The sequence below is a fragment of the Streptomyces sp. NPDC018610 genome, assembly GCF_044391765.1.
GTDB lineage: Bacteria > Actinomycetota > Actinomycetes > Streptomycetales > Streptomycetaceae > Streptomyces.
The window spans coordinates 325,548-348,266 of sequence record NZ_JBISAL010000004.1 but is presented as its reverse complement, the minus strand read 5'-3'; the positions used below and the strand labels follow the sequence as shown (position 1 = coordinate 348,266).

Genomic DNA, 22,719 nt, shown 5'->3' with positions numbered 1-22,719 from the left:
CAGACGTGCCCCCCATCAGACTCACGGCGGCCCTTTCCGCGCTCGCGCTGACGGCGGGCCTCGCGGGCACTCTCGCGAGCACCGCCGCGGCCGCCGAGGGCAGTTCCGCCCCCGCCGCGCACCGTCTCAGCCCCCTGCGCGCCGGCGCGCTGGAGGCCAGGCTCAGCCCCGCCCAGCACCAGGACCTGATCCGGAGCGCTCGGGACAGGACGGCCGGCACCGCCCGCACCCTGGGCCTCGGCGCCAAGGAGGAACTGGTCGTCAAGGACGTCGTCAAGGACGCCGACGGCACCCTGCACACGCGCTACGAGCGCACCTACGACGGCCTGCCCGTCCTCGGCGGCGACCTCATCGTGCACACCCCGCCCGCCTCGTCGGCCAAGGGGACCGTCAGCGCCACGTTCAACAACAAGCGCCGGATCGCGGTCTCCTCCACCACAGCGACGTTCACCGCGGCGTCCGCCGAAGGCAAGGCGCTGAAGACCGCCAAGGCCCTCGACGCGAAGAAGCCCGCCGCGGAAAGCGCCCGCAAGGTGATATGGGCCGGCGACGGCACCCCGAAGCTCGCCTGGGAGACCGTGATCGGCGGCTTCCAGGACGACGGCACGCCCAGTGAACTGCACGTCGTCACCGATGCCACCACCGGCAAGGAGCTGTACCGGTACCAGGGCATCCAGACCGGCGTCGGCAACACCCACTACAGCGGCCAGGTCGCGCTGACCTCGACCAAGTCGGGTTCGTCGTACACCCTGACCGACGCCACGCGCGGCGGCCACAAGACCTACAACCTCAACCACGCCACCTCCGGCACCGGCACCCTGTTCTCGCAGAGCAGCGACACCTGGGGCGACGGCACCAACTCCACCGCCACCACGGCCGGCGCCGACGCCGCCTACGGCGCGCAGGAGACCTGGGACTTCTACAAGGACACCTTCGGGCGCAGCGGCATCAAGAACGACGGCAAGGCGGCCTACTCCCGCGTCCACTACGGCAACGCCTACGCCAACGCGTACTGGGACGACAGCTGCTTCTGCATGACCTACGGCGACGGCACCGGGAACAACGACCCGCTGACCTCGCTCGACGTCGCCGGCCACGAGATGAGCCACGGTGTCACCGCCAACACCGCGGGCCTGGACTACAGCGGCGAGTCCGGCGGCCTCAACGAGGCCACCTCCGACATCTTCGGCACCGGAGTCGAGTTCTACGCCGACAACAGCTCCGACCCGGGTGACTACCTCGTCGGCGAGAAGATCGACATCAACGGCAACGGCAGCCCGCTGCGCTACATGGACAAGCCCAGCAAGGACGGCAACTCGGCGGACTCCTGGTCGTCCTCCCTCGGCAACCTCGACGTCCACTACTCCTCGGGTCCGGCGAACCACATGTTCTACCTGCTCTCCGAGGGCAGCGGCAGCAAGACGATCAACGGTGTCACGTACAACAGCCCGACCTCCGACGGTGTCGCCGTCACCGGCATCGGCCGCGACGCCGCCCTGAGGATCTGGTACAAGGCGCTGACGACGTACATGACGTCCAGCACCGACTACGCCGGCGCCCGCACCGCGGCCCTCAACGCGGCCTCCGCGCTGTACGGCGCCAACTCCGTCCAGTACGCGGCCGTGGGCAACGCCTTCGCCGGCATCAACGTCGGCAGCCACATCACCCCGCCGAGCAGCGGCGTGACGGTCACCAACCCGGGCAGCCAGTCCTCCACCGTGGGCACCGCCGTCAGCCTCCGGGTCCAGGCGAGCAGCACCAGCAGCGGCTCCCTGACCTACAGCGCCTCCGGCCTGCCGACCGGTCTGTCGATCGACGGCTCCACCGGTGTCATCTCCGGTACGCCTTCCGCGGCCGGGACCTACAGCACCACCGTCACGGTGAAGGACTCCACCGGCGCGACCGGCACCGCGGCCTTCTCCTGGACCGTCAGCACCAGCGGCGGCGGTGGCGGTGGCTGCACCGCGACGCAACTGCTGGCCAACCCGGGCTTCGAGTCCGGCGACACCGGCTGGACCGACAGCGGCGTCATCAACAACGACAGCCGTGAGCCGGCCCACAGCGGTTCCTACACGGCCTGGCTCAACGGCTGGGGCTCCGCGCACACCGACACCCTCTCCCAGTCGGTGACCATCCCCGCGGGCTGCAAGGCGACCCTGACCTTCTATCTGCACATCGACACCGCGGAGATCGGCAGCACCGCCTACGACAAGCTGACGGTGACCGCCGGCTCCAAGACCCTCGCCACGTACTCGAACGCCAACGCGGCCTCGGGCTACGGCAAGAAGACCTTCGACCTGTCGTCGCTGGCGGGCCAGACGGTCACCCTGAAGTTCACCGGCGTCGAGGACGCCTACCTCGCCACCGACTTCGTCGTGGACGACACCGCCCTCACCACCAGCTGAGCACGGATCCACCGACACGGTCCCGCGCCCCGCTCCGACGGGCGCGGGACCGGACGACTCCTCCGTCCCGCCGCTTCCCCCTTCTGGACCGCTGGACCGCCCCGGCGAAGAGCCGCCCCCGGCGTCGGACACCCGCCGGACCCGCGAGGTGTGCCCGCGGCGGGCCTCAGTGCTTCGTCACCGACCGGAACGTGGTCGGTGTCATCCCGGTGTGCTGCCGGAAGAAGGCGCTGAAGACGGTCGGGTAGGCGAACCCGACGCGTTCGCCGATGGCGGCCGGCGACAGTGAGGTGTGGATGAGGAGCCGTTTCGCCTCCAGCAGCACCCGGTCGTCGATGTACCGCTTGGCACCGCAGCCCAGCGCGGCCCGAGTCGCGCGGGTGAGGGTCCGCGGGCTGTAACCCAGCTGCGCGGCGTAGTCCTCCACCCGGTGGGTGCGGGCGAAGCCCTCCTCGACGGCCTGGCGGAACCTCTGGAAGGGCTCGCGTCCGCCCGAGCGCGTCCGCTGCCGTGGGTCGGCCAGGTGCACCAGCCGGATGAGGATCACGGACAGCAGGCCGCGCAGCGTCTCGACGTACGCCTCCAGCGGCAGCTCGGCGAGACAGGCGTGCTCCTCGACCAGGGAGTCCAGCAGCCGCAGCATGGCCACCTGACGAGACGGGTCGGGCGTCACCAGGCGGTACGCGATGTGTTCTCCGTCCCGGATCAGCGCGTCGGTCGCGGCGCTGGGGAAGCCCGTCGGGAAGACGAGCACGGTGGCATCGGCCTCACCGGGGCCGTCCGGGAACTGGAGCACCTGACCGGGCCACACCCACAGCCAGTCGCCCGCGCCCATGCGGTACGCCGTGAAGTCCACCGAGCAGTCCACCCGCCCGCCGCGCACCGCGACGACCAGGTGGAACCCCGGACGAGCGGGCTGGGTGAGGGGCGTCTCGCGTTCGCCGGCGCGAACGGCCAGCCCGGGCAGATCGAGAATCTCCAGGCCCGGCGGCCGCCCGGGCGTGGGCCGGTAGACCACCGTCGGGATGCCACCTGCCCCACGGCCGGCCGTGATGTGTCCGTTTCCCTTCATCGCGTGCCCGAGTGTAGGCCGAACAGTGCCGTCCGGCGGGGCTAGCTTGGTGGACATCGGCGCCGCCGGGGTCCGACGAGGGCCCGATGAACGGTCGGCCGCCACAGAAGACACCGTGAGAGCCGCAGCCCGGGACGGGGCGCCCGGCCGCGCCCCCCCTTCCCGATCATGTGCCGGTCTCACCGCTGAAAGGAATTCCCGTGACCATCGAGTACGCCACTCGGTACCGTCAGCGCTCCCTCATTCCGCCGGAAGCCGGCAAGCCGTACTTCATCGAGAAGGGCGAGGGCGACCGCGCCCACCTCTTCGGCGACCTGTTCACCGTCTACGCCGGCGGCGAGCAGACCGAGAACACCTTCAACTTCTTCACCTGCGACGGCCCCAAGGGCGACATCATCCCCGCCCACTCCCACCCGGACACCTACGAGGTCTTCTACATCGCCGAAGGCGCGGTGCGCCTGTTCGTGGAGGATCTGGAGGGCGAGCAGTACGAAAGGCTGCTCTCGGCGGGTGACTTCGGGTTCGTGCCGAAGAACTGCCCGCACGCCTACCGCATCGAGCGCCACCACTCCCGGATCGTCGGAGTGGCGGCCGGCCCGGGCGGCACCTTCGAGCGGTTCTTCGAGAACCTCGGCACGCCCACCGACGAGCACGGCCTGCCCCGCACGCCCTACGTCCCCGACCCGCGGAAGTTCGGGACCGTGCCGCAGCAGTACGACGTGACCTTCCTGCCCGGCCACACGTGGCGCACCGGAAGCTGAGACCACACCGTGCCGTACCTCAAGGCTCTGTTCGCCGGTGTCCTCGTCGGTGTGCTCTACGTGGTGGTGCGGCGCAAGTCGCCGGCGCCGCCCCCGATCGCTCTGGTCGGCCTGCTGGGCATGCTGCTGGGCCAGGCCGTGCTGGAGACACGATGAGGGCCGCCGGAGCGGCCGGTGCTCCGCTCCGCCGGGCCCTGGCCGCCTTCGCCGCGGGCCTGTTCATGGGAGGGGTGTACTGGGCGCTCGACGTCACCTCGCCCGCTCCGCCGCTCGTCGGCCTGACCGGCCTGGCCGGCATCGTGCTCGGCGAACGTGCCGCCGCCGCCGTCCGCGATCGTCTCGCCCGCCGCTCCGCCCTCGCCTCGTCCCGCTCGTCCACCACCGGTTGAGGAGATGTACGTGTCCCCCAAGGCTCCCGGATACATCGACGTCCACGCCCACTTCGTCACCGACTCCTACGTCCGCCAGGCGCGCGAGGCCGGGCACGAACTCCCCGACGGGGTCCCCGCCTGGCCTTCCTGGTCGGCGAAGGCCCACGTGGAACTCATGGACCGCTGCGGCATCGCGACCTCGATGTTGTCGATCTCCTCCCCCGGCGTCCATTTCGGTGACGACGCCGCCGCCCGTCGCCTGGCGCGCGAGGTCAACGAGGCCGGGGCCGACACCGTACGCGAACACCCGGGCAGATTCGGGCTGTTCGCCTCGCTGCCCCTCCCGGACGTCGACGGCGCCCTGGAGGAGATCGCGTACGCCTGCGACATCCTGCACGCCGACGGCGTGGTCCTGGAGACCAACACCCACGGCACCTACCTGGGCGCCCCCGGCCTGGAGCCCGTCTGGGCCGAGCTGAACCGGCGCGGCGCGGTGGTCTTCCTGCACCCGACGTCCCCCGTCTGCTGGGAGCGGTCCGCCCTCGGGCGCCCCCGTCCGATGGTCGAGTTCGTCTTCGACACGGCTCGCACCGTCACCGACCTGCTCATGGCCGGCACCCTGGACCGACACCGGGACCTCGAGGTCATCGTGCCGCACTGCGGTGGGGCCCTGCCGGTCCTGGCGGACCGCGTCAACGGCTTCATGAAGATGTTCATGCCGCCGGACACCGAGGCCCCCGACGCCGTCGAGCAGCTCGGCCGGCTCTACTACGACCTCGCCGGCCCCGCCCTGCCCCGTCAGCTCCCCGCCCTCCTCGGCCTCGTCGGCACCGACCGGCTCCTGTACGGCAGTGACCACTGCTGGACTCCCGCCGCGGGGGTGGAGGCCCACGTCGCGGGCCTCGACTCCGTCCCGGCGCCGGAGGGCGCCACGAGCTGGCGCGCCCTCACCACCGCCAACGCCCGCCGTTGCCTGCCCCGCACGGCCCTCTGAGACGACGGAACCGACCATCGTGACCGACACCGCGCCCTTCCCCCTCCACCTCCTGGCCCCGCCCGATCCGGCCACGCTGCCCCTGCCGTACCCGGCCCGGCCCGCCGACGGTGTGCGGCTGCTGCGCGGCGCCCTCTACGGCGTCCCCGACGGCAGCCGTCCCCTGGCGATCGATCTGTGGCTGCCCGTGGAGGCATCCGCACCCGTGCCCGTCGTCGTCTTCGTCCACGGCGGCGCCTGGCGCACGGGCCTGCGCGACGACCTCGGGCACCGCTTCCGCTCCTGGCAGCCGGGCCCCTTCGCCCGCCTCGTCCGGTCGGGCTTCGCCGTCGCCTGCCCCGACTACCGCCTCAGCGGCGAGGCACCGTACCCGGCCCAGACCGACGACCTGGCCGCCGCGCTCGCCTGGCTCCACACCCGCGCCGACGACCTCGGCCTGGACACCGCACGGACCGTGCTGTGGGGCGAATCGGCCGGCGGCCACCTCGCCGCCCTGACCGCGCTGACCCACTCCACCCGGACCGGCACGGCGACGGTCACCGGCTGCGTCACCTGGTACGCCGCCACCGACCTGCCCGGACTCGCCGATGACCGCCCCCGGGGCGCGTACGACCCGCACGATCCCGGCTCCTTCGAGGCCCTGCTGCTCGGCGGCGCCCCGGCGGACCGGGCCGAGGCGGCGCGGGACGCCAGTCCGGTCACCCACGTGGGCCCAAAGGCGCCGCCCTTCCTCCTCCTGCACGGCGCTGACGACACCCTGGTCCCCGCCCGGCAGTCCGTGCGCCTCGCCGAGGCCCTGGGCGCCGCCGGCCACCACCCGGAGCTGCGCCTGCTCGCCGGCGGCGACCATCTCTGGGCCGGCCTGTCCGAGGAGGACGTCGAGGACTGCTACGCCCGTACCGTGGACTTCGCCCGCCGCCGCACGGGGCACGCCGAGGGGACCCCGTAGCACTCCGCCGGGCCTCTTCCGCCCGCCCCGGCCGAAAGCCGGTCGAAAGACGTGTTCGCCGGACCGGCTGCGGTCGGCGCCGACGGCCTCCGCGCATCGCGTCCGGCGACTCCCTGGGGGCCACAACGGCTTCGGCGCGTTCAGTCCGGACGGCCGCCGATGGCTCACCGCCGAGGGGGACGTCCTGGACCTGGCGACGGGGACGAGCCGCCGCGCGGGCTTCGGCGGCGGGGACGCCGTGGACCTGGCCTTCGACGGCAGTGTGCCGCGCGCCCTGAACGGAAGCCGGGTCCAGTCCGTCGACCTGACGCCCAAGCCGCTCGCCACCGCGGTGTGCCGGAAGGCGGGCCGGGACATCACAGCGGAGGAATGGCACACGTACATCCCGGACCTGCCCCTGCGTCATCTGTGCTGAGGCCGGGCCGGCGTCCGCTGACTCCGCGAACTCGCTCCCCGGCGCCATGCCGCCGGGCCGGTGTCCGCGTATGTCACGTGACCTGCATGGAAGTGCCCGTCGCGGGCAAACGGTCTGCCTCGGACTCGGAGGACGCCATGACGACGAAGCAGCCGGAACGATCGGTGAGGGAGCACGCCGCGTGCTGCGGGCACGCCCACGGCCAGGAGTCCGAGGCCGAGGCGCCGGAGACACCGCGGGAACGCGTCAACCGGCGCTGGAACGAAATACTCCAGGAGACTCGCGTCACCCAGACGGGTGTGCAGATCCTGTTCGGCTTCCTGCTCAGTGTCGCCTTCACGCCCACGTTCAGGCAGTTGGAGACACTGGACCGCGGCATCTACGTCATCACCGTGGTGCTCGGCGCCGCGGCTACCGCGTCACTCATCGCGCCCGTCTCCATCCACCGCTTCCTGTCCGGTCAGCGCATGAAGGACGAGGTCGTGGAGGCCGCCGGCCGTCTGATGATGTGCGGCATGGTCCTCCTCGCCCTGACCATCGGCTGCACCCTCCTGCTGATCCTCCGGTTCGTGGTCCCGGGCGTCTTCGCCGAAATACTGGCCGGCACGGTCATGCTGTGGTTCGCCCTGTGCTGGTACGCGCTGCCGGTGCGCCTGCGCCGTCGGGGCGAACGCCGCTCGCGCGACGCCCATGACCGGCGTGCCGCGTCGATCACCACCCGTCATTCCCCGACGACCTCTCACCGGCAAGTCCGGTAAGAGGAGTTGGCGTTCGCCGACGAGGTCGGACCGGGCCGCCCGCGAGCCTGGACGGCGTCGAGTGCCCGGGGCCGGACCGGCCCGTGGCCCTGGAGAAACGTCCCCTGGGCGGTGCGGAGTTCTTGTGAGGCGCGACGTCCCGCCCCTCCCCGGCCGCGGTGGCCGGCGGACCCGCACGCTGTCCGGGAACCGCGCCCGAGGGCGCGCTGCCCTCAGTCTCCGGCGACCTGGACGATCGTCCGGCCGGCGATCCTCGGCCGTGGACCGAAGGCGGCCACGGCCTCGGCGAGCGGCAGCACCGCGCCGACCCGCACCTGAAGCCGCCCGTCCCTGACACGCTGCACGAGGTCGGTGAGACGTGCGCGGTCCGGTTCCACGACGAAGAACACCGCCCGCCCGTCACGGGGCCGCACGGTGGGAGGGCGGGCGATGGTGACGAGCGTCCCGCCGCTGCGCACGAGGGCGGCCGAGCGGTCGAGCACGTCACCGCCGATCACGTCGAAGACCACGTCGACCTCACCCGCCTCCTCCAGCCGGTCGGCCGCCAGGTCCAGGAACGCGTGAGCACCGAGAGCGAGCACGGTGTCCCGGTCGGCCGCCCGCCCTGTACCGATGACGCGGGCTCCCGCCTCCCGTGCGAGCTGCACGGCGATCGACCCGACAGCGCCCGCGGCGCCATGGACGAGAACACTCTGGCCGGCGTCGACACGCGCGTGCCGGAACAGCCCCTGCCAGGCGGTCAGTCCGGAGATCGGCAGCGCGGCCGCCACCGTGTGGTCCACGTCCCAGGGCAGCGGGGCGAGGTCGCGGGCTTCGACGGCGACGTACTCGGCCAGCGCACCGTCGCGGGCCCAGTCCGTCGTCCCGAGGACCCGCTGCCCGACGGTGAGGCCGCTCGTCCCGTACCCGAGTTCCGCCACGACGCCCGAGACCTCGTGCCCGGGCACACTCGGGGCGCGGTCGCGGCCGGCGCGGTCCGACCAGGTGGCGGGCCAGTCGAGCTCTCCGCGGGTGAACCCCGCGGCGTGCACGCGCACGACGACGTCGTTCTCGGCGGCGTGTGGACGAGGCAGGTCCGCGAGGACGAGCCCGCCCACGCCGGCGTCGCGTTCGGAGGCGATGACGGCTCGCATGAGGCTCCTCGTGTCGGCGCCGCCCGCGCCGGCGGGGCGGTCAGGGCAGTCGGGGCCTGCGGCCTCGCCGTTGCGGCCCTGTGCCCCACTATCCGGGGCCGATGTCCGGTGGGCAATCCGGGGAGGCCTCCGGCGGTACGGCGGCACCGCGTCCGGGCACGGGCCGGGGCACGGGTCGGGGCACGGCAGCCGGCCGTGGTCTCAGAGGAACCGCCGGATCGGGGTCACGGCGGCCTCGCGGGCACGCTGCAGCACGGCCCGGCGCTTCCAGCGAGCGAGGTGGATGTCCTCGCTCAGCCGAAGGTCCTCGTCGTAGTCCCGGTCGAGCGCGGCGGTGAAGTCCTCGTCCAGGACGGCGAGCATGACCTCCTCGTCGTGGTCCATGGACCGGCGGTTGAAGTTGGTGGACCCGATGAGGGAAGCGACCGAGTCCACGGTGATGATCTTGGCGTGCATCATGGTCGGCTGGTACTGCCGGATGCGCACGCCCGCCTCCAGCAGCCTCGTGTAATGGTGCTGGCCTGCCAGCTGGCAGGCACGCTGGTCGGTGTGCGGGCCGGGGAGCAGGATCTCCACCCGCACCCCGCGTCGCGCGGTGCGGCACAGCAGGTCGATGAAGTAGGGGTCGGGGGCGAAGTAGGCCGTGGCCAGGCGGAACCGCTCTTCGGCGGAGGTCAGCATGACGCGGACGAGGGTCTGCATGTCCTGCCAGCCGATGCTGGCCGAACCGCGCACGACCTGGACGACCGACGAGCCGACCTGCCGGTGTTCGGTGAAACGGTCGCGGTCGTCGAAGAGTTCGTCATGGCACTCGGCCCAGTTCTGCGCGAACGCCGCCGCGATGCCGTCCACGGCGGGGCCACGGACCTGCACGTGGGTGTCGCGCCACTCATCCGGATTGCGGGCGTCACCGCACCACTCCTCCGCGATGCCGACGCCGCCGGTGAAGGCCGTGTGTTCGTCGACGACGAGCGCCTTGCGATGGCAGCGGTGGTTCTGCTTGAACGGGGAGAGCCAGACGGGCTTGCGGAACCAGGCCACCTGGACTCCCGCTTCGTCCATCAGATCGAGCAGTTCCCTCTCTATGGCCTTCGCGCCGAAGCCGTCCAGCAGCAACCGGACGCGGACTCCGGCCCGGGCGCGGTCGGCGAGCGCGACAGCGAAGTCCCGGGCGATCTGCCCGCGCCAGTAGACGAAGGTCATCATGTCGATGGTGTGCCGCGCCGAACGGACGGCCCCCAGCATCGCCGGGAAGATGGCGTCCCCGTTGCGCAGGGGAACGAGTTCGTTCCCCTCGGTGGCGGCCACTCCGATGAGCCGCTCCAGGCGGCGGCGCAACCGCTGCTTGCGTGCCGCCGCATCCGGTGCGACGCCACGCTCGAAGACTGCCGGTATGCCGTCGATCACGGCGTATCTCCCTCTTCGTCCCCTGAGGACGGTCCGTCATGGGCTGCCGCCCGGGCCCGAGATGCACATGCCCTGCCGACGCTGTGGCACTCCCGGAGCACCGGTCCGGTCCTCCGCTGACGGCTCAGCCGGGCCGCTCCGTCCGGCCGAGGCGCGCGCCGACCCGGGCACGCGGACTCCTGCCGCGGCATCCGGCCGGATGCCCGTGCCCGGCCGGACGGTAAGGGATCACCACCGCGGGTATCCGCCGCCCGACAGCATGTCACCGGACACGAATCCGCTGATCGGAGAGGAAGACGAGGCATGGCGACCGACGCGCGCTCCGCAAGGATCACGGGGAGGGTCCAGGGCAGGGACATCCTCCTGACCGGTCCTGTGTCGAAGGAGGAGATCCGGAACAGGGTGTGGTGGTGGCACGCCCCCGGCACCGCGACGTCGGAGGAGCGGGAGGAGGACCGTCGGCACGAGTTCGACCCTTCCGCGAGAGACGTGATCAACACGCTGGGCGGCTACTACGAGGTGCCCGCGGATCCATCGACGCCCGAGGCCGACGAGTTGGTGGAGACGGTGTACGCGGAACTCCGACCGGACGAGCACGACGTCCCGTAGCGTCGCGTGAGCGGCCGGATTCCTCGACGACGGCCACCGGGCGGCCGGGTCCGCACAAGGGTGGCGGCGGACCGCCGTCACCCCCGCGCGGGCCGCGTGCCGTCAGGGGCGCCGGGCGGCGATCAGCGACCGGTACCAGTGGTAGCTGTCCTTGGGGGTGCGCGCCTGGGTGTCGTAGTCCACCCGGACGATGCCGAACCGCTTGTCGTAGCCGAAGGCCCACTCGAAGTTGTCCAGCAGCGACCACACGTAGTAGCCCCGGACGTCGACTCCGGCGTCGATCGCCGAGCGCAGCGCGGTCAGGTGGGCGCGCAGGTACTCGACCCGGTCGGTGTCGTGCACCGCGCCGTCCTCGCTCACGGCGTCGTGCTCGGCCGAGCCGTTCTCGGTGATGTGGAGGGGCGGCAGGGCGGCGCCGTACCGCTGCTTCAGCGCCACCAGCAGATCGGTGAAGGTGTCCGGCGCGACCGCCCAGCCCATCGCGGTCTCCCGTACGCCCGGCATCCGGACCTCCTCGTACCGGTTGTCGGTCGCCACCCGCCGGTCCGGGTCGGACTCGCGCAGCCGGGCGTCGGCGACCACGATCGGCCGGTAGTAGTTGACGCCCAGGAAATCCAGCGGCTGGGAGATCAGCTCCAGGTCACCGTCCCGGCGGAAGTCCGCTCCGGTGATCAGCTCGCCGAAGGTGTCCTCCTCGGTCGCCGCGTAGCGGCCCGCCAGGATCGGCTCGGTCCACACCAGGTTGTGCTGGGTGTCGGCGCGGACCACGGCAGCCCGGTCGGCCGCCGAGTCGGAGGCGGGCAGGTTGCGGTCGAGGTTGAGGGTGATGCCGGCCTCGCGCACTCCGGCCGAGCGCAGCGCCTGCACCGCGAGACCGTGACCGACCAGCAGGTGGTGCACGGCGGCCAGCGCGGACCGGCCCTCCCGGGCGCCCGGCGCGTGACGGCCGACGGAATAGCCGAGGAACGCGCTGCACCAGGGTTCGTTGAGGGTGATCCAGCGCGGCACCCGGTCGCCCAGGTGCTCGGCCACCACGGCCGTGTACTCGGCGAACCGCTCCGCCGTCTCGCGCACCCGCCAGCCGCCCCGGTCCTCCAGCGCCTGGGGCAGGTCCCAGTGGTACAGGGTGGCGGCCGGCTCGATGCCCGCCGCCAGCAGCTCGTCCACCAGCCGGGAGTAGAAGTCCAGACCCTTGGGGTTCACCGGGCCGCCGCCGGCGGGCAGGATCCGGGGCCAGGCGATGGAGAACCGGTACGAGTCCACGCCCAGGTCGCGCAGCAGCGCCACGTCCTCGCGGTAGCGGTGGTAGTGGTCGCAGGCCACGTCACCGGTGTCGCCGTTCGCCACCCGACCTGGCGTGTGGCTGTAGGTGTCCCAGATGGAAGGGCCGCGGCCGTCCTCCCGTGCGCCGCCCTCGATCTGGTACGAGGCGGTGGCCGCGCCGAAGACGAAGCCGGAGGGGAAAGCGGGGAAGCCGCTCATGAGGTGATGTCCCTTTCGCGGATGCGCGGTGGTCACTTGACGGAGCCGCCGGTGATGCCGGCGGCGATGTACTTCTGCGCGAGCACGAGCAGGATCGCCGCGGGGATCGCCGAGAGGACGGAGGCGGCCATGACCGAGCCCCAGTCGCCGACGTGCGCGCCGATGTACTGGTAGATGCCCAGGGTGACGGGCTTGACGTGGTCGGTGGTGTTCAGGGTGAGCGCGAACATGAAGTCGCTCCACGCGTACAGGAAGGAGAACAGCCCGGCGGTGATCAGCGAGTTGCGGCTCATCGGCAGCACGACCTGGACGAAGGTGCGCAACCGCCCGGCGCCGTCCACCTCGGCCGCCTCGATCACCTCACGCGGGATGGCCACCATGAAGGACCGCATCAGCACGATCGCGAACGGGATGCCCAGCGAGGCGTCGGCCAGCATCAGTCCGAAGTAGGAGTTGACCAGGCCGAGGTCCACGTACGCGCTGTACAGCGCGTTGGCGACGACGATCCCCGGGACCATCTGCGTGATCAGGGTGCCGAACACCACGGTCTTCGCACCGCGCAGCCTGAACTGGGCGAGGCCGTAGGCGGCCGGCGCGGAGAACGCCAGGCAGATCACGACGGCGCCGAGCGCCACCGCCAGCGAGGTCAGCAGATGGCCGCCCTGCTCGTTCAGGGCCGAGGAGAAGCCGGACAGGTCCAGACTGTGCGGGACCGGGTCCACCTCCAGAAGGCCGGACTCGGGCTGCAGCGCGGTGTTGATCATCCAGTACAGCGGGAACAGCATCACGCACAGGATGAGGATGCCGGCCACCGCCGTGCCCCAGCGGCGCTTCGGCCTGCCGGCGGCCGGGGCCGGGGCGGCGGGAGTGGTGCTCGTCATGCCGGTCACTTCCCCTCGTTGCGGTTGGCCCGCAGGTAGAACACCGCGAACACGGCGGAGATCAGGATCAGGATGTTGCCGACCACGGCGCCGGCCCCGAAGTCCAGTTGGACGAAGGAGTTCTGGTAGGTCAGCGTGCCCAGGGTCTGCGTGGAGTCGGCGGGGCCGCCGTCGGTGAGCGCCAGGACCAGGTCGAGGATCTTGACCGTGGACATGAAGCCCAGCACGAGCACGACCGTGATGACGGGTTTCAGCAGCGGCAACGTGACCGAGCGGAACGTGCGCCAGGCGGTGGCGCCGTCGAGCGAGGCGGCCTCGTAGATCTCGCGCGGGACCTCTTGGAGGCCGCCGTAGAGGATCACCATGTTGAACGGTATGCCGATCCAGATGTTCACCAGGATCACCGCGAGCAGCGCCACGTGGGTGCTGGTCAGCCAGGGGGTGTGGCCGATGCCGAACAGTCCGAGGAAGGAGTTCAGCACGCCGGTGTCCTGGTCCAGGATGCGCCGCCAGACGATGCCGGACACGACCATCGGCACCAGCCAGGGCAGAAGGATCAGCGCGCGCAGGACCCCGCCCAGCGGAAACCTGCGGTTGAAGAACACCGCCAGAGCCAGACCGATGCAGAACTGCCCGATCAGCGAGCCGAGCGTGAAGACGATCGTCTGCCACAGGGCCTTGCCGAACAGATCGTCGCCGAAGACGTTGCGCCAGTTGTCCAGCCCGTTGAAGGGCGCCTTGCCGGTGAAGAAGGTCGACGGCGTGTAGTGCTGGAAGCTCATCACGATGTTGCGCACGAGCGGGTAGCCGAAGAACAGCAGCATGAACAGCACGGCGGGGGCCACGAAGCCCCACTGCGCGAGTGTGCGGCGTCGGCGGGTGCGGGCCGGGTCGGGCGTGGCTTCGGCCGTCGTACCGGTGGCCGCGACGCGAACAGTGGTGGTGGACACGGTGGTTGCCTCACTTCCCGCTCTCCACGCGCGCCTGCGCGTGCTTCAGTGCCGATGCGCTGGAATCGCCGGTGAGCGCCGACTGGAACGCGCTCTGCAGGGCGAGCGAGATCGAGGTCCAGCCGGAGCCGGCCTTGGCGGTGCGCGAGCGCGCCACCGCGACCTGGTCGGCCAGCGAGCTGAGCGAGGGTACCTTCGCGCGCCAGGTGGCGGCGGCCTTCTGGTTGGCCGGGATCATCCAGCTGTTGAGCGCGTAGGTCACTTCCTCCTGCTCGCTCGTCATACAGTTGACGATCTTCGCGGAGGTCTTCTCGCGCGTGGTGTCGCCGATGTCCGGGATGGTCAGTTCACCGCCGCCCAGCGGGCCCACGGAATCGTCCCCTGACTTGGGCACGGGGATCCGTGCGATGCCCCAGTGCAGGCTCTTCTTGGTGTTGAGGGTTTCGACCTGCCACGGACCGTTGATCATCATGGCGGCGTTTCCCGCCATGAACTGGTCGTTGACGTCGGCCTGGGTCCAGTTGATCGTCGACTTCGACAGCGAGCCGTCGGAGAGCAGGGACTTCCAGTAGTCCAGCGCCTGGACCACCTGCGGGCTGTCCAGGTCGGTCTCGTCGCCGCCGTTGGACCACATGAACGGCGTGAACTGGTAGACGCCGTCCTCCGCGCCGCCCGCGCTCAGGGCGATGCCGTACCGGTGTCCCCGGGTGAGTCTCTTGGCCGTGTCGCGCATCTCGTCCCACGTGGTGGGCACCTCGAGGCCGGCCTTGTCGAGGACGTCCTTGTCGTAGAAGAGCGCGAGGGTGTTCACCGTGCGCGCCGCGCCGTAGTACGTGCCCTTGTAGGAGCCGTAGTCGATGATGCCCTGCGGTACGTCGGTGGTGTCGACGCCCAGTTTCCTCAGGTCCATCAGGCCGCCGGTCTCCGCGAAGGTCGGCATCTCGGAGCCGTCGAACTGGATGATGTCCGGCAACGACTTCGAGGACGCCATCCGCAGCGACTTGGTCATGACCTGGTCGGCCGGGACCGACTGCTGCCGCACGGTGACGCCGAGCCGCTTGCTGCAGCGTTCGAGGGTCGCCGCGTCCCAGCCGTGGTACGAGTCGTCCGTCGAGGAGTTCAGGACGGTGTACACCTCGGGGTCGCGGGACTGGCCGCAGCCGGCCAGTGCGACGGTCCCGGCGAGCGTGGCGGCGACGGCGAGCGGGACGAGGACGCGCCGACGGACCCGCCGGCGTCGGGGGCGCGCCCCGTTCGGAAGGTGTGCTGTCACGATGATGCCCTTGTGTGGGAGGGGTACCGGTTCCGGCGGACGCCCGTGCCCGGCGGAAGGGAAGGAAAGGGGGCGGGCCACTGGCCCCCCGACGCGGCTCCGGCGGACGCGCGTCCGGGACGGTGGCTCACACCTGCGTGTCCGGCGCGGCGCGGCACACGGAAGGGTGGCCCGTCAGCGAGCTCTCAGCAGGTGGTCCGGGGCGAGCCGGTCCGGCCGCCCCAAGGGCGTCCCGCGCGCGGCGGCGCCGCGGTCCTCCGACGCCGAGCCGTCGGACGGCAGCGCCCGCAGACCGTCCGGGGCTGTGACGTACGGCGCACGCGGAGCGTGGCGGTACGCGTCCCGCCCCTGCCGGCCGATGTCCATGGGCCGGCGATGACCCTGCCCTCGGACGGGGATGTTGAAGCGCTTCGACATGTTCGACATGTGTGGCCCTTGCTGTCGCGCAGTCCAGCGGCGTTGCCGGACGGTTTTGTTTGACGGGATGACTAATACGCCAAGAGACTGCCCGCGCGCTAGCCCCGTGCGACCGCTTTCTTCCTTCGCGGATCACAGCGAGGACCGGAATCACCCCTTCGACTACGCCTGGTCGGAGCCGTCTACGCCCGCTCCGGGCGGCTTCCTGGGGCTGGTGGAGGAATTTGTTTTGTGTACGATCAAATTCGCCGTGGCGATGCCCGTGCCCCAGCTCGACAGCCTCCGCTACTCCTGAGGAAGATCATGAAGTTCACCGACGGCTTCTGGCGTGTTCGCGATGGCGTACGGATCGCCTACGCCACCGAAGTGCGTGACGTCCGCCTTGAATCGAAGCGCTTCACCGCCCATGCCGCTGTGCAACGGGTGACGCGGAGGGGCGACACCCTCAACGCGCCCCTCATCTCCGTCGACTGCTTCTCGCCCGCCGAGGGCGTCATCGGCGTCCGCCTCACCCATCACTCCGGCAAGCGCCGGACGGGCCCCGAGTTCACGCTCGGCGGTGACAAGGGCGGTGCGGGCGAGGTCCGCACCGAGGGCTCGGTCACCGAGCTGACCAGCGGCCCCCTCAGCCTGCGTCTGGACACCTCCGCCCCCTTCACGCTGAGCTTCCTCGACGCCGACGGCCGCGAGCTGACCCGGGCGGGCGCCAAGGGCGCCGCCTTCGCCACCACCGATCAGGGTGAGCACCACATGGTGGGCAAGCTCGCGCTCGGTGTCGGCGAGCAGGTCTACGGTCTCGGCGAGCGCTTCACCCCGTTCGTCAAGAACGGGCAGGTCGTCGACATGTGGCAGGCCGACGGCGGCACCAGCAGCGAGCAGGCGTACAAGAACATCCCGTTCTACCTCTCCTCGCGCGGTTACGGCGTCTTCGTCAACCACCCCGGCAAGGTCTCCTTCGAGGTCGGCTCGGAATCCGTCGGCCAGGTGCAGTTCAGCGTCGAGGACCAGTCCCTGGAGTACTACGTCGTCGCGGGCCCCGCCCCGAAGGACGTCCTCACCCGGTACACGGCTCTCACCGGGCGCCCGGCCCTGCCGCCGGCCTGGTCCTTCGGGCTGTGGCTGACCACCTCCTTCACCACCTCCTACGACGAGGCGACCGTGATGTCGTTCGTCGACGGCATGGCCGAGCGCGGTATCCCGCTGTCCGTGTTCCATTTCGACTGCTTCTGGATGCGCGAGTACCAGTGGTGCGACTTCCAGTGGGACCCGGACGTCTTCCCCGACCCCACGGGCATGCTCGCTCGGCTGAAGGCCAAGGGCTTGAGGATCAGCGCCTGGATCAACCCCTACATCGCCCAGAAGTCCCCGCTCTTCGAGGAGGCTGCCGAGCTGGGGCACCTGGTACGCCGCGCCGACGGCGACGTGTGGCAGTGGGACCTGTGGCAGGCGGGCATGGGCCTGGTCGACTTCACCAGTCCCGAGGCCTGCGCCTGGTTCCAGTCCAAGCTCCGACCGCTGCTGGACCAGGGCGTCGACTGCTTCAAGACCGACTTCGGCGAGCGCGTCCCCACCGACGTCGTCTGGCACGACGGCTCGGACCCCGAACGGATGCACAACTACTACACCGAGCTGTACAACAAGACCGTCTTCGAACTGCTGGAGAAGGAGCGCGGGCGGGGCGAGGCCGTGCTGTTCGCCCGCTCCGCGACCGCGGGCGGCCAGCAGTACCCGGTGCACTGGGGCGGTGACTGCTGGTCCTCCTTCGAAGCCATGGCCGAGTCGCTGCGCGGCGGGCTCTCACTGTCGCTGAGCGGTTTCGGCTTCTGGAGCCACGACATCGGCGGCTTCGAGGGCACCCCCGACGCGTCGGTGTTCAAGCGCTGGCTGGCCTTCGGCCTGCTGTCCTCGCACAGCCGTCTGCACGGCTCGTCCTCCTACCGCGTGCCGTGGGAGTTCGGCGACGAGGCCGTGGACGTCGCACGCCGCTTCACTCTGCTCAAACACCGTCTGATGCCGTACCTGTACGGCGTCGCCGTCGAGGCCCACCGCACCGGCGTGCCCTCGATGCGCCCGATGCTGCTGGAGTTCCCCGGCGACCCGGCCTGCCGCCCGCTGGACCGTCAGTACATGCTCGGCGCCGACCTGCTGGTCGCGCCGGTCTTCAGCGAGGACGGCGAGGTCGAGGTCTACCTGCCCGAGGGCGCCTGGACACAGCTGCTCACCGGCGAGACGGTCACCGGCCCGGCCTGGCGCACCGAGCGCCACGGCTACGAGAGCCTTCCGCTGTACGTCCGCGAGGGAGCCGTCCTGCCACTGGCCGCCGACGGCCGGCGCCCCGACGGCGACTGGCTGGACGGCATCACGCTGCTGGTCCACCCGACGGGCGAGGACGGCTACGAGCGGACGGTGACCGTCCCGGACCAGTCCGGCGTCGCCGGCGCCACGTTCCGCGTCCGGCGGGAGGGCGACACGTTGCACGTCACCGCGCAGGGCGCGGAGGGCGGCGTCAAGCCGTTCACCGTGCGGGTCATGGGCGGCCCGAGCGCCACCGGGACCGGTGAGGTCACGGTGCACCTGGCCTGAGGGGTCATCGCGTCCCGCCCGGTGGGTGGGGGCCGCGACGGGGATGACCGAGCGGCCGGCGGACGGGGCGCGAGACGTTCCCGGCAGGCGGTGCCGGGCACACGCGGGGCGAAGGGAGGGGAGCCGCGGCGGGAGGCCCGTGCGTGCGCGCGGGCGGCGGCACGGGCGGTAGTACGGGGCGGTCGGTACGGGGCGGTCGGCGGCGCGGGCGGTACGAAGGCAGCCGCGGCCGGCGGGGCAGGGCGCGGCGGGGCAGTCCGGGACCGTCGAGGGCGCCGGAAGGCCGTGATCCGGACGGGCGCCGCACGGTGCCCGTCCGGATGACGGGAGAGTGAGCCGGGAAGGGTCAGGGCGTGGCCGGCGCCCGTCCCGAGCTGGCCCGGACGGTGAGTTCCGGGGCGATGAGCACCACGTCGTCCGCGCCCCGCCCGTCGAGCTTGCCCACCAGGAGCTCGACCGCGCGCCGGCCCATCTCCTGGGCGGGGACGGCGACCGAGGTGAGCCGCACCGAGGCCTGGACGGCGACCTGTTCGGGGCAGACGGCGACCACCGACACGTCCTCGGGCACGGCCCGCCCCCGCTGGCGCAACAGGGCGAGCAGGGGTTCCACCGCTGACTCGTTCTGCACGACGAAGCCCGTGGTGCCCGGACGCTCGTCGAAGATCCGGGCCAGGGTCGCCGCCATGGCGTCGTAGCCGCCCTCGCAGGGCCGGTGCAGCACCGCCGGCCCGAGGTCGCGCGCTCGCGAGCGCAGCCCGTCCAGGGTGCGTTCCGCGAAGCCGGTGTGCCGCTCGTAGACGGCGGGGGCCTCACCGACGAAGGCGACGTCCCGGTGGCCGAGCTGTGCCAGATGTTCCACGCAGAGCGCGCCCGTCGCGCCCCAGTCCAGATCGACGCAGGTCAGACCGGTGGTGTCAGTGGGAAGACCGATCAGCACGGAAGGCTGGTCGCTGTCCCGCAGCAAGGGCAGCCGTTCGTCCTCGAGCTCGACGTCCATGAGGATCATCGCGTCGGCGAGTCCGCTGCCGGTGACCCGGCGCACCGCGTCGGGGCCCTCCTCGCCGGTGAGCAGCAGGATGTCGTAGCCGTGCGCGCGGGCGGTGGTCGTCACGGCGACGGCGATCTGCATCATCACCGGGACGTACATGTCCGTACGCAGGGGGATCATCAGGGCGATGATGTTCGAGCGGTTGCTGGCCAACGCGCGGGCGCCCGCGTTCGGGTGGTAGCCCAGTACCCGGATGCTCTGTTCGACCCGCTGCCGTGTGCCCGCGGAGATGGACCGCTTGCCGCTGAGTACGTAGCTCACCGTGCTCGCCGAGACTCCGGCGTGCTGGGCGACCTCGGCGAGGGTGACCATCCGGCTCTCCAAGCGTAGTGAAGCGCTTCGACAGTGCGCGCGGACCACAGAGGATGTGGCAGGGACGTCCGACCTTAACGCCAGTCGCGACGGAGTGTCCATTGAGCATCGAATCGCTTCAATGGGTCTTCCGCGAGGGCCATCGCTCCGCGGTCCGGATCCGCCCTCCGCGCACACGAGAACGCCCCCGGAAGCAGCCCGCCCCCAGATCCTCACCCCTCGCGCGCTTCCGGTTCCTGCCTGCGCGCGGCCCCTCGTCAGGGATCACCGGTGGTGGACCAGGGCTGGGCCGGTCCGTCGGCCGCGCCGGTGGCGGCATCAGGCGCCCCGCCCGCGATCGCCCGCAGGGCCGCCTGCCGGACGCGGGCCGCCGCGTGTCCGGGCAGGTATCGGTCGCCGTGCAGACGAGTCGCGGCGCTGACCACGGCGTTCCTGTGGGCCCGGTCGGTGAGCAGGTCGGCGCAGTGCCGCGCCAGGCCCTCGGCGGTGTCGGCGATCGCCAGGTGCTCACCGGCGACGACGTCGAGGCCCTCGGCGCCGATCGTGGTGCTGACCACCGGCACACCGTGCGCGAACGCTTCGAGGATCTTGATGCGGGTGCCGCTGCCCACGCGCAGCGGCACCACCACCACGTCGGCGGACCGCAGATGGGGTGTCATGCTCGGCACCGCGCCGGTCACCTCGACGTGCGGACCGGCCAGTGCCGCGGTCCGCGGGGTGGAGGCGCCCGCCAGCACGACCCTCGCACCCGGTATCCGCTCATGGATCAGCGGGAGGATCTCGCGGGTGAGCCAGCCGGCGGCGTCCGCGTTGGGGGCCCAGTCGAAGGAGCCCTGGAACAGGAGGGTCGCGCCGCCGGGGCGCGGCGGTCCCGGCGGACGAGCGGGGTAGGCGTTCGGCACCACCACGGCCGTCGCCCGCGCGCCGCCCAGCCGGACCGCGTCCCCGGCGCAGGCGGCCACGGCCACGTCCGCCTCCCGCGCCGCCCGCCGGTGGACCCGGCGCCACCAGGCGATCGAACGGCGCGCCTGCACCCGCTGCCACGGGGTCAGCGGCGCCCCCCACACGCCCTGGCCGAGCCGTGCCCAGCGGCGGATCAGCACGTCCTCGAAGTCGTCCACGTCGACGACGGTGCGGCCGGTGAACCGGCCGCGCAGGGGCAGCCAGGTGCGCTCGCGGTTGAACCACACGAGGTCGTAGCGGGTGTCGGTCGACCAGTGGGGCAGTTGCCGGCCGAGTGTGCGCCGCTGATGGGCGGCGTAGGCGGCGGACGGTCCGCGCGCCGTGATCTCCAGCAGCGCGCGGGCCCCCGTGTACGGCGGAACGGCGGCCACGCCGGTGCGGGTGAAGCGGGTGGTCTCCCGCGGTGGCAATGTCGTGCCGGGCGGCGCGAGGAAGAGCGCGTCCACCGGGCCCAGCCCTGCCAGGGCGCCGGTGACCACGTCCATCCTCCGCACCGCGCCCCCGGCGGGACGGCGGGGCAGGATGTCGCTGACGAACAGGGAGCGGATCACCGGCTGCCCTCGCTTTCCGACGTCGCCACCGGGCTGACCTCCGTGTCGTGGCAGTGGCCGCGCTCGGCCGGACCTTTCCTGTGCCGGGCGGCGGCCAGGAGTGTGTACGCCAGGCCCACGACCCAGCCGATCACCGTCGCCCACATGACGCCGTCGACTCCCCCCGCGTGGCCCAGCCCGTAGGACAGCGGCAGCCGGACCACGCCCAGCGACAGCACCGTGCAGACCAGCGGCACCACGGTGCGGGCGATGCCGTTGAACCAGCCGTGCAGCACGACCGTCAGCGTGTAGCACAGGAAGAACGGCGCCGTGATGAGGATGTACCGCTCGGTGATCAGCCGGGTCTCGGCGCTGCCGGAGAACAGCGCGGCGATCGGCCCGCGACCGGCGAGCAGCAGCAGGGACACCACCGCGGTGAGGGCGACGCCCAGCCACACGGAGTGGCGGACGCCGTCGCGGACGCGCTCGGCCTGCCCGGCGCCGGTGTTCTGCGCGGTGAACACCATCAGCGCGCCGGACAGGTTCAGGAACAACGCGCTGGTCAGCAGCTCCAGTCGGGAGACGACGGTCAGCGCCGCGAGCGCCTCGTCCCCGAACGGCGTGATGATCCACACCAGGACCAGGACACCGACTCCGATCAGCAGGTACTGGACGGCCATCGGGGCTCCGATCCGCAGGCCGCGCCGGACCTCGGCGCGCACCGTGCCGGCGGTGACCGTGCCCGCCGTGGACGGCCGCCGCAGTTGCTCGCGCACCAGCCGGGCCAGGCCCGCCGCCGCGGCCAGCGCGTTCGCGGCCGTCACGGCCAGGGCCGCGCCCGCGACGCCGAGCCGGCAGGGGCCGACGAACAGCCAGGCGAGCAGCGCGTTCAGCACGCTCGCGGCGATCATCAGGCCGGTGGCCCGGCGGGCGTCGCCGCGGCCGGTCAAAACCGCGCACACCGCGCCGAGCGCGTACACGGCGATCATGCCCGAGCACAGCGTCACCACGAAGGTGCGCGCCTCGGCGGCGACCTCGCCCCGCACGCCCGCCAGGGCCAACAGCGGCGCCGTGACCAGCATGGCGGCCACGGCGCAGACCGCCGACCACACGACGGTGCAGACCGCGAGCGCCCGCAGCGCGCTGGGGTCGTCGCGCCGGCCGGCGCCGGCGAGGTGCCCGAGCCGTACCGAGAACGCGCCCGACACTCCCGTGAACAGTGAGGTCAGGATCGCGTACAGCGGTTGCGCCGCACCCATCGCCGCCAGCCCGGTGACGCCCACGTAACGGCCGACGACCGCGCTGTCGACCAACAGGTAGCCCTGCTGGAGGAGGCTGGCCAGGGCCAGCGGGGCCGCGATGCCGACGACGCCCGTCAGGACCGGGCCCCGCGTCAGGTCCGGCAC

General features: G+C 71.8%; 21 protein-coding genes. 10 read left to right on the top strand and 11 right to left on the bottom strand.

Annotation, left to right across the window (positions count from 1 at the left end):
- The first annotated feature begins 5 nt into the window (after positions 1–5).
- The gene (locus ACH5A8_RS13410) at positions 6–2,405 is read left to right on the top strand and encodes a M4 family metallopeptidase (protein WP_399001220.1); all 2,400 of its coding nucleotides are present in this window, start codon (positions 6–8) and stop codon (positions 2,403–2,405) included.
- 166 nt (positions 2,406–2,571) lie between these two features.
- Here ACH5A8_RS13410 and ACH5A8_RS13405 read toward each other — a convergent pair whose 3' ends face one another.
- Complete coding sequence (locus ACH5A8_RS13405) at positions 2,572–3,477, bottom strand: helix-turn-helix domain-containing protein (RefSeq protein WP_399001218.1); 906 nt, start codon at positions 3,475–3,477, stop codon at positions 2,572–2,574.
- 200 nt (positions 3,478–3,677) lie between these two features.
- Here ACH5A8_RS13405 and ACH5A8_RS13400 point away from each other — a divergent pair, with 200 nt between their 5' ends.
- The 7 genes from ACH5A8_RS13400 to ACH5A8_RS13370 all read left to right on the top strand — a co-directional run bounded on the left by ACH5A8_RS13400 (position 3,678) and on the right by ACH5A8_RS13370 (position 7,725).
- A complete protein-coding gene (locus ACH5A8_RS13400) occupies positions 3,678–4,238 on the top strand; it encodes a quercetin 2,3-dioxygenase (protein ID WP_399001216.1) in 561 nt (186 codons plus the stop codon).
- Positions 4,239–4,247: 9 nt separating this feature from the next.
- Complete coding sequence (locus ACH5A8_RS13395; RefSeq protein ID WP_399001214.1) at positions 4,248–4,394, top strand: DUF1427 family protein; 147 nt, start codon at positions 4,248–4,250, stop codon at positions 4,392–4,394.
- Positions 4,391–4,627: a DUF1427 family protein gene (locus tag ACH5A8_RS13390; RefSeq protein WP_399001211.1), complete on the top strand. Its 237-nt coding sequence runs from the start codon at positions 4,391–4,393 to the stop codon at positions 4,625–4,627. The genes ACH5A8_RS13395 and ACH5A8_RS13390 overlap by 4 nt, the downstream gene beginning before the upstream one ends.
- A gap of 4 nt (positions 4,628–4,631) precedes the next feature.
- Positions 4,632–5,603: an amidohydrolase family protein gene (locus ACH5A8_RS13385; RefSeq protein WP_399001209.1), complete on the top strand. Its 972-nt coding sequence runs from the start codon at positions 4,632–4,634 to the stop codon at positions 5,601–5,603.
- 19 nt (positions 5,604–5,622) lie between these two features.
- A complete protein-coding gene (locus ACH5A8_RS13380; protein WP_399001207.1) occupies positions 5,623–6,552 on the top strand; it encodes an alpha/beta hydrolase fold domain-containing protein in 930 nt (309 codons plus the stop codon).
- 238 nt (positions 6,553–6,790) lie between these two features.
- Positions 6,791–6,967, top strand: coding sequence for a hypothetical protein (locus ACH5A8_RS13375; protein WP_399001205.1), 177 nt, complete (start codon positions 6,791–6,793; stop codon positions 6,965–6,967).
- Positions 6,968–7,104: 137 nt separating this feature from the next.
- A complete protein-coding gene (locus tag ACH5A8_RS13370; protein ID WP_399001203.1) occupies positions 7,105–7,725 on the top strand; it encodes a DUF6328 family protein in 621 nt (206 codons plus the stop codon).
- A 212-nt stretch (positions 7,726–7,937) separates the two neighbouring features.
- On the opposite strand, the gene ACH5A8_RS13365 is transcribed toward ACH5A8_RS13370, so the two are convergent.
- Both ACH5A8_RS13365 and ACH5A8_RS13360 read right to left on the bottom strand, forming a co-directional pair.
- Positions 7,938–8,858: an NADP-dependent oxidoreductase gene (locus ACH5A8_RS13365; RefSeq protein WP_399001201.1), complete on the bottom strand. Its 921-nt coding sequence runs from the start codon at positions 8,856–8,858 to the stop codon at positions 7,938–7,940.
- A 201-nt stretch (positions 8,859–9,059) separates the two neighbouring features.
- Positions 9,060–10,262 (bottom strand): phosphatidylserine/phosphatidylglycerophosphate/cardiolipin synthase family protein, encoded by a 1,203-nt coding sequence (locus tag ACH5A8_RS13360; protein WP_399001507.1) that lies wholly within the window; start codon positions 10,260–10,262, stop codon positions 9,060–9,062.
- Positions 10,263–10,568: 306 nt separating this feature from the next.
- Here ACH5A8_RS13360 and ACH5A8_RS13355 point away from each other — a divergent pair, with 306 nt between their 5' ends.
- Positions 10,569–10,874 (top strand): hypothetical protein, encoded by a 306-nt coding sequence (locus tag ACH5A8_RS13355; protein ID WP_399001199.1) that lies wholly within the window; start codon positions 10,569–10,571, stop codon positions 10,872–10,874.
- Positions 10,875–10,976: 102 nt separating this feature from the next.
- On the opposite strand, the gene ACH5A8_RS13350 is transcribed toward ACH5A8_RS13355, so the two are convergent.
- The 5 genes from ACH5A8_RS13350 to ACH5A8_RS13330 form a co-directional block, all read right to left on the bottom strand.
- Positions 10,977–12,356, bottom strand: a complete 1,380-nt coding sequence (locus ACH5A8_RS13350) for a GH1 family beta-glucosidase (RefSeq protein ID WP_399001197.1) — start codon at positions 12,354–12,356, stop codon at positions 10,977–10,979.
- Between the two features lie 32 nt (positions 12,357–12,388).
- The gene (locus tag ACH5A8_RS13345) at positions 12,389–13,237 is read right to left on the bottom strand and encodes a carbohydrate ABC transporter permease (protein WP_399001195.1); all 849 of its coding nucleotides are present in this window, start codon (positions 13,235–13,237) and stop codon (positions 12,389–12,391) included.
- A 5-nt stretch (positions 13,238–13,242) separates the two neighbouring features.
- Complete coding sequence (locus tag ACH5A8_RS13340; protein WP_399001192.1) at positions 13,243–14,187, bottom strand: carbohydrate ABC transporter permease; 945 nt, start codon at positions 14,185–14,187, stop codon at positions 13,243–13,245.
- A 10-nt stretch (positions 14,188–14,197) separates the two neighbouring features.
- Entirely contained in the window at positions 14,198–15,460 is a 1,263-nt protein-coding gene (locus tag ACH5A8_RS13335; protein ID WP_399001190.1) for an ABC transporter substrate-binding protein, read from the bottom strand.
- Positions 15,461–15,634: 174 nt separating this feature from the next.
- Complete coding sequence (locus ACH5A8_RS13330; protein WP_399001188.1) at positions 15,635–15,886, bottom strand: hypothetical protein; 252 nt, start codon at positions 15,884–15,886, stop codon at positions 15,635–15,637.
- Between the two features lie 294 nt (positions 15,887–16,180).
- On the opposite strand from ACH5A8_RS13330, the gene yicI reads away from it, so the two are divergent.
- Positions 16,181–18,460: an alpha-xylosidase gene (gene yicI / locus ACH5A8_RS13325; RefSeq protein ID WP_399001186.1), complete on the top strand. Its 2,280-nt coding sequence runs from the start codon at positions 16,181–16,183 to the stop codon at positions 18,458–18,460.
- A 346-nt stretch (positions 18,461–18,806) separates the two neighbouring features.
- On the opposite strand, the gene ACH5A8_RS13320 is transcribed toward yicI, so the two are convergent.
- From ACH5A8_RS13320 to ACH5A8_RS13310, 3 genes are all read right to left on the bottom strand, one after another.
- Entirely contained in the window at positions 18,807–19,820 is a 1,014-nt protein-coding gene (locus ACH5A8_RS13320; protein ID WP_399001184.1) for a LacI family DNA-binding transcriptional regulator, read from the bottom strand.
- Between the two features lie 257 nt (positions 19,821–20,077).
- Positions 20,078–21,334 (bottom strand): glycosyltransferase, encoded by a 1,257-nt coding sequence (locus ACH5A8_RS13315; RefSeq protein WP_399001182.1) that lies wholly within the window; start codon positions 21,332–21,334, stop codon positions 20,078–20,080.
- The gene (locus tag ACH5A8_RS13310; protein WP_399001180.1) at positions 21,331–22,719 is read right to left on the bottom strand and encodes an MATE family efflux transporter; all 1,389 of its coding nucleotides are present in this window, start codon (positions 22,717–22,719) and stop codon (positions 21,331–21,333) included. Before ACH5A8_RS13310 ends, ACH5A8_RS13315 begins: the two co-directional genes overlap by 4 nt.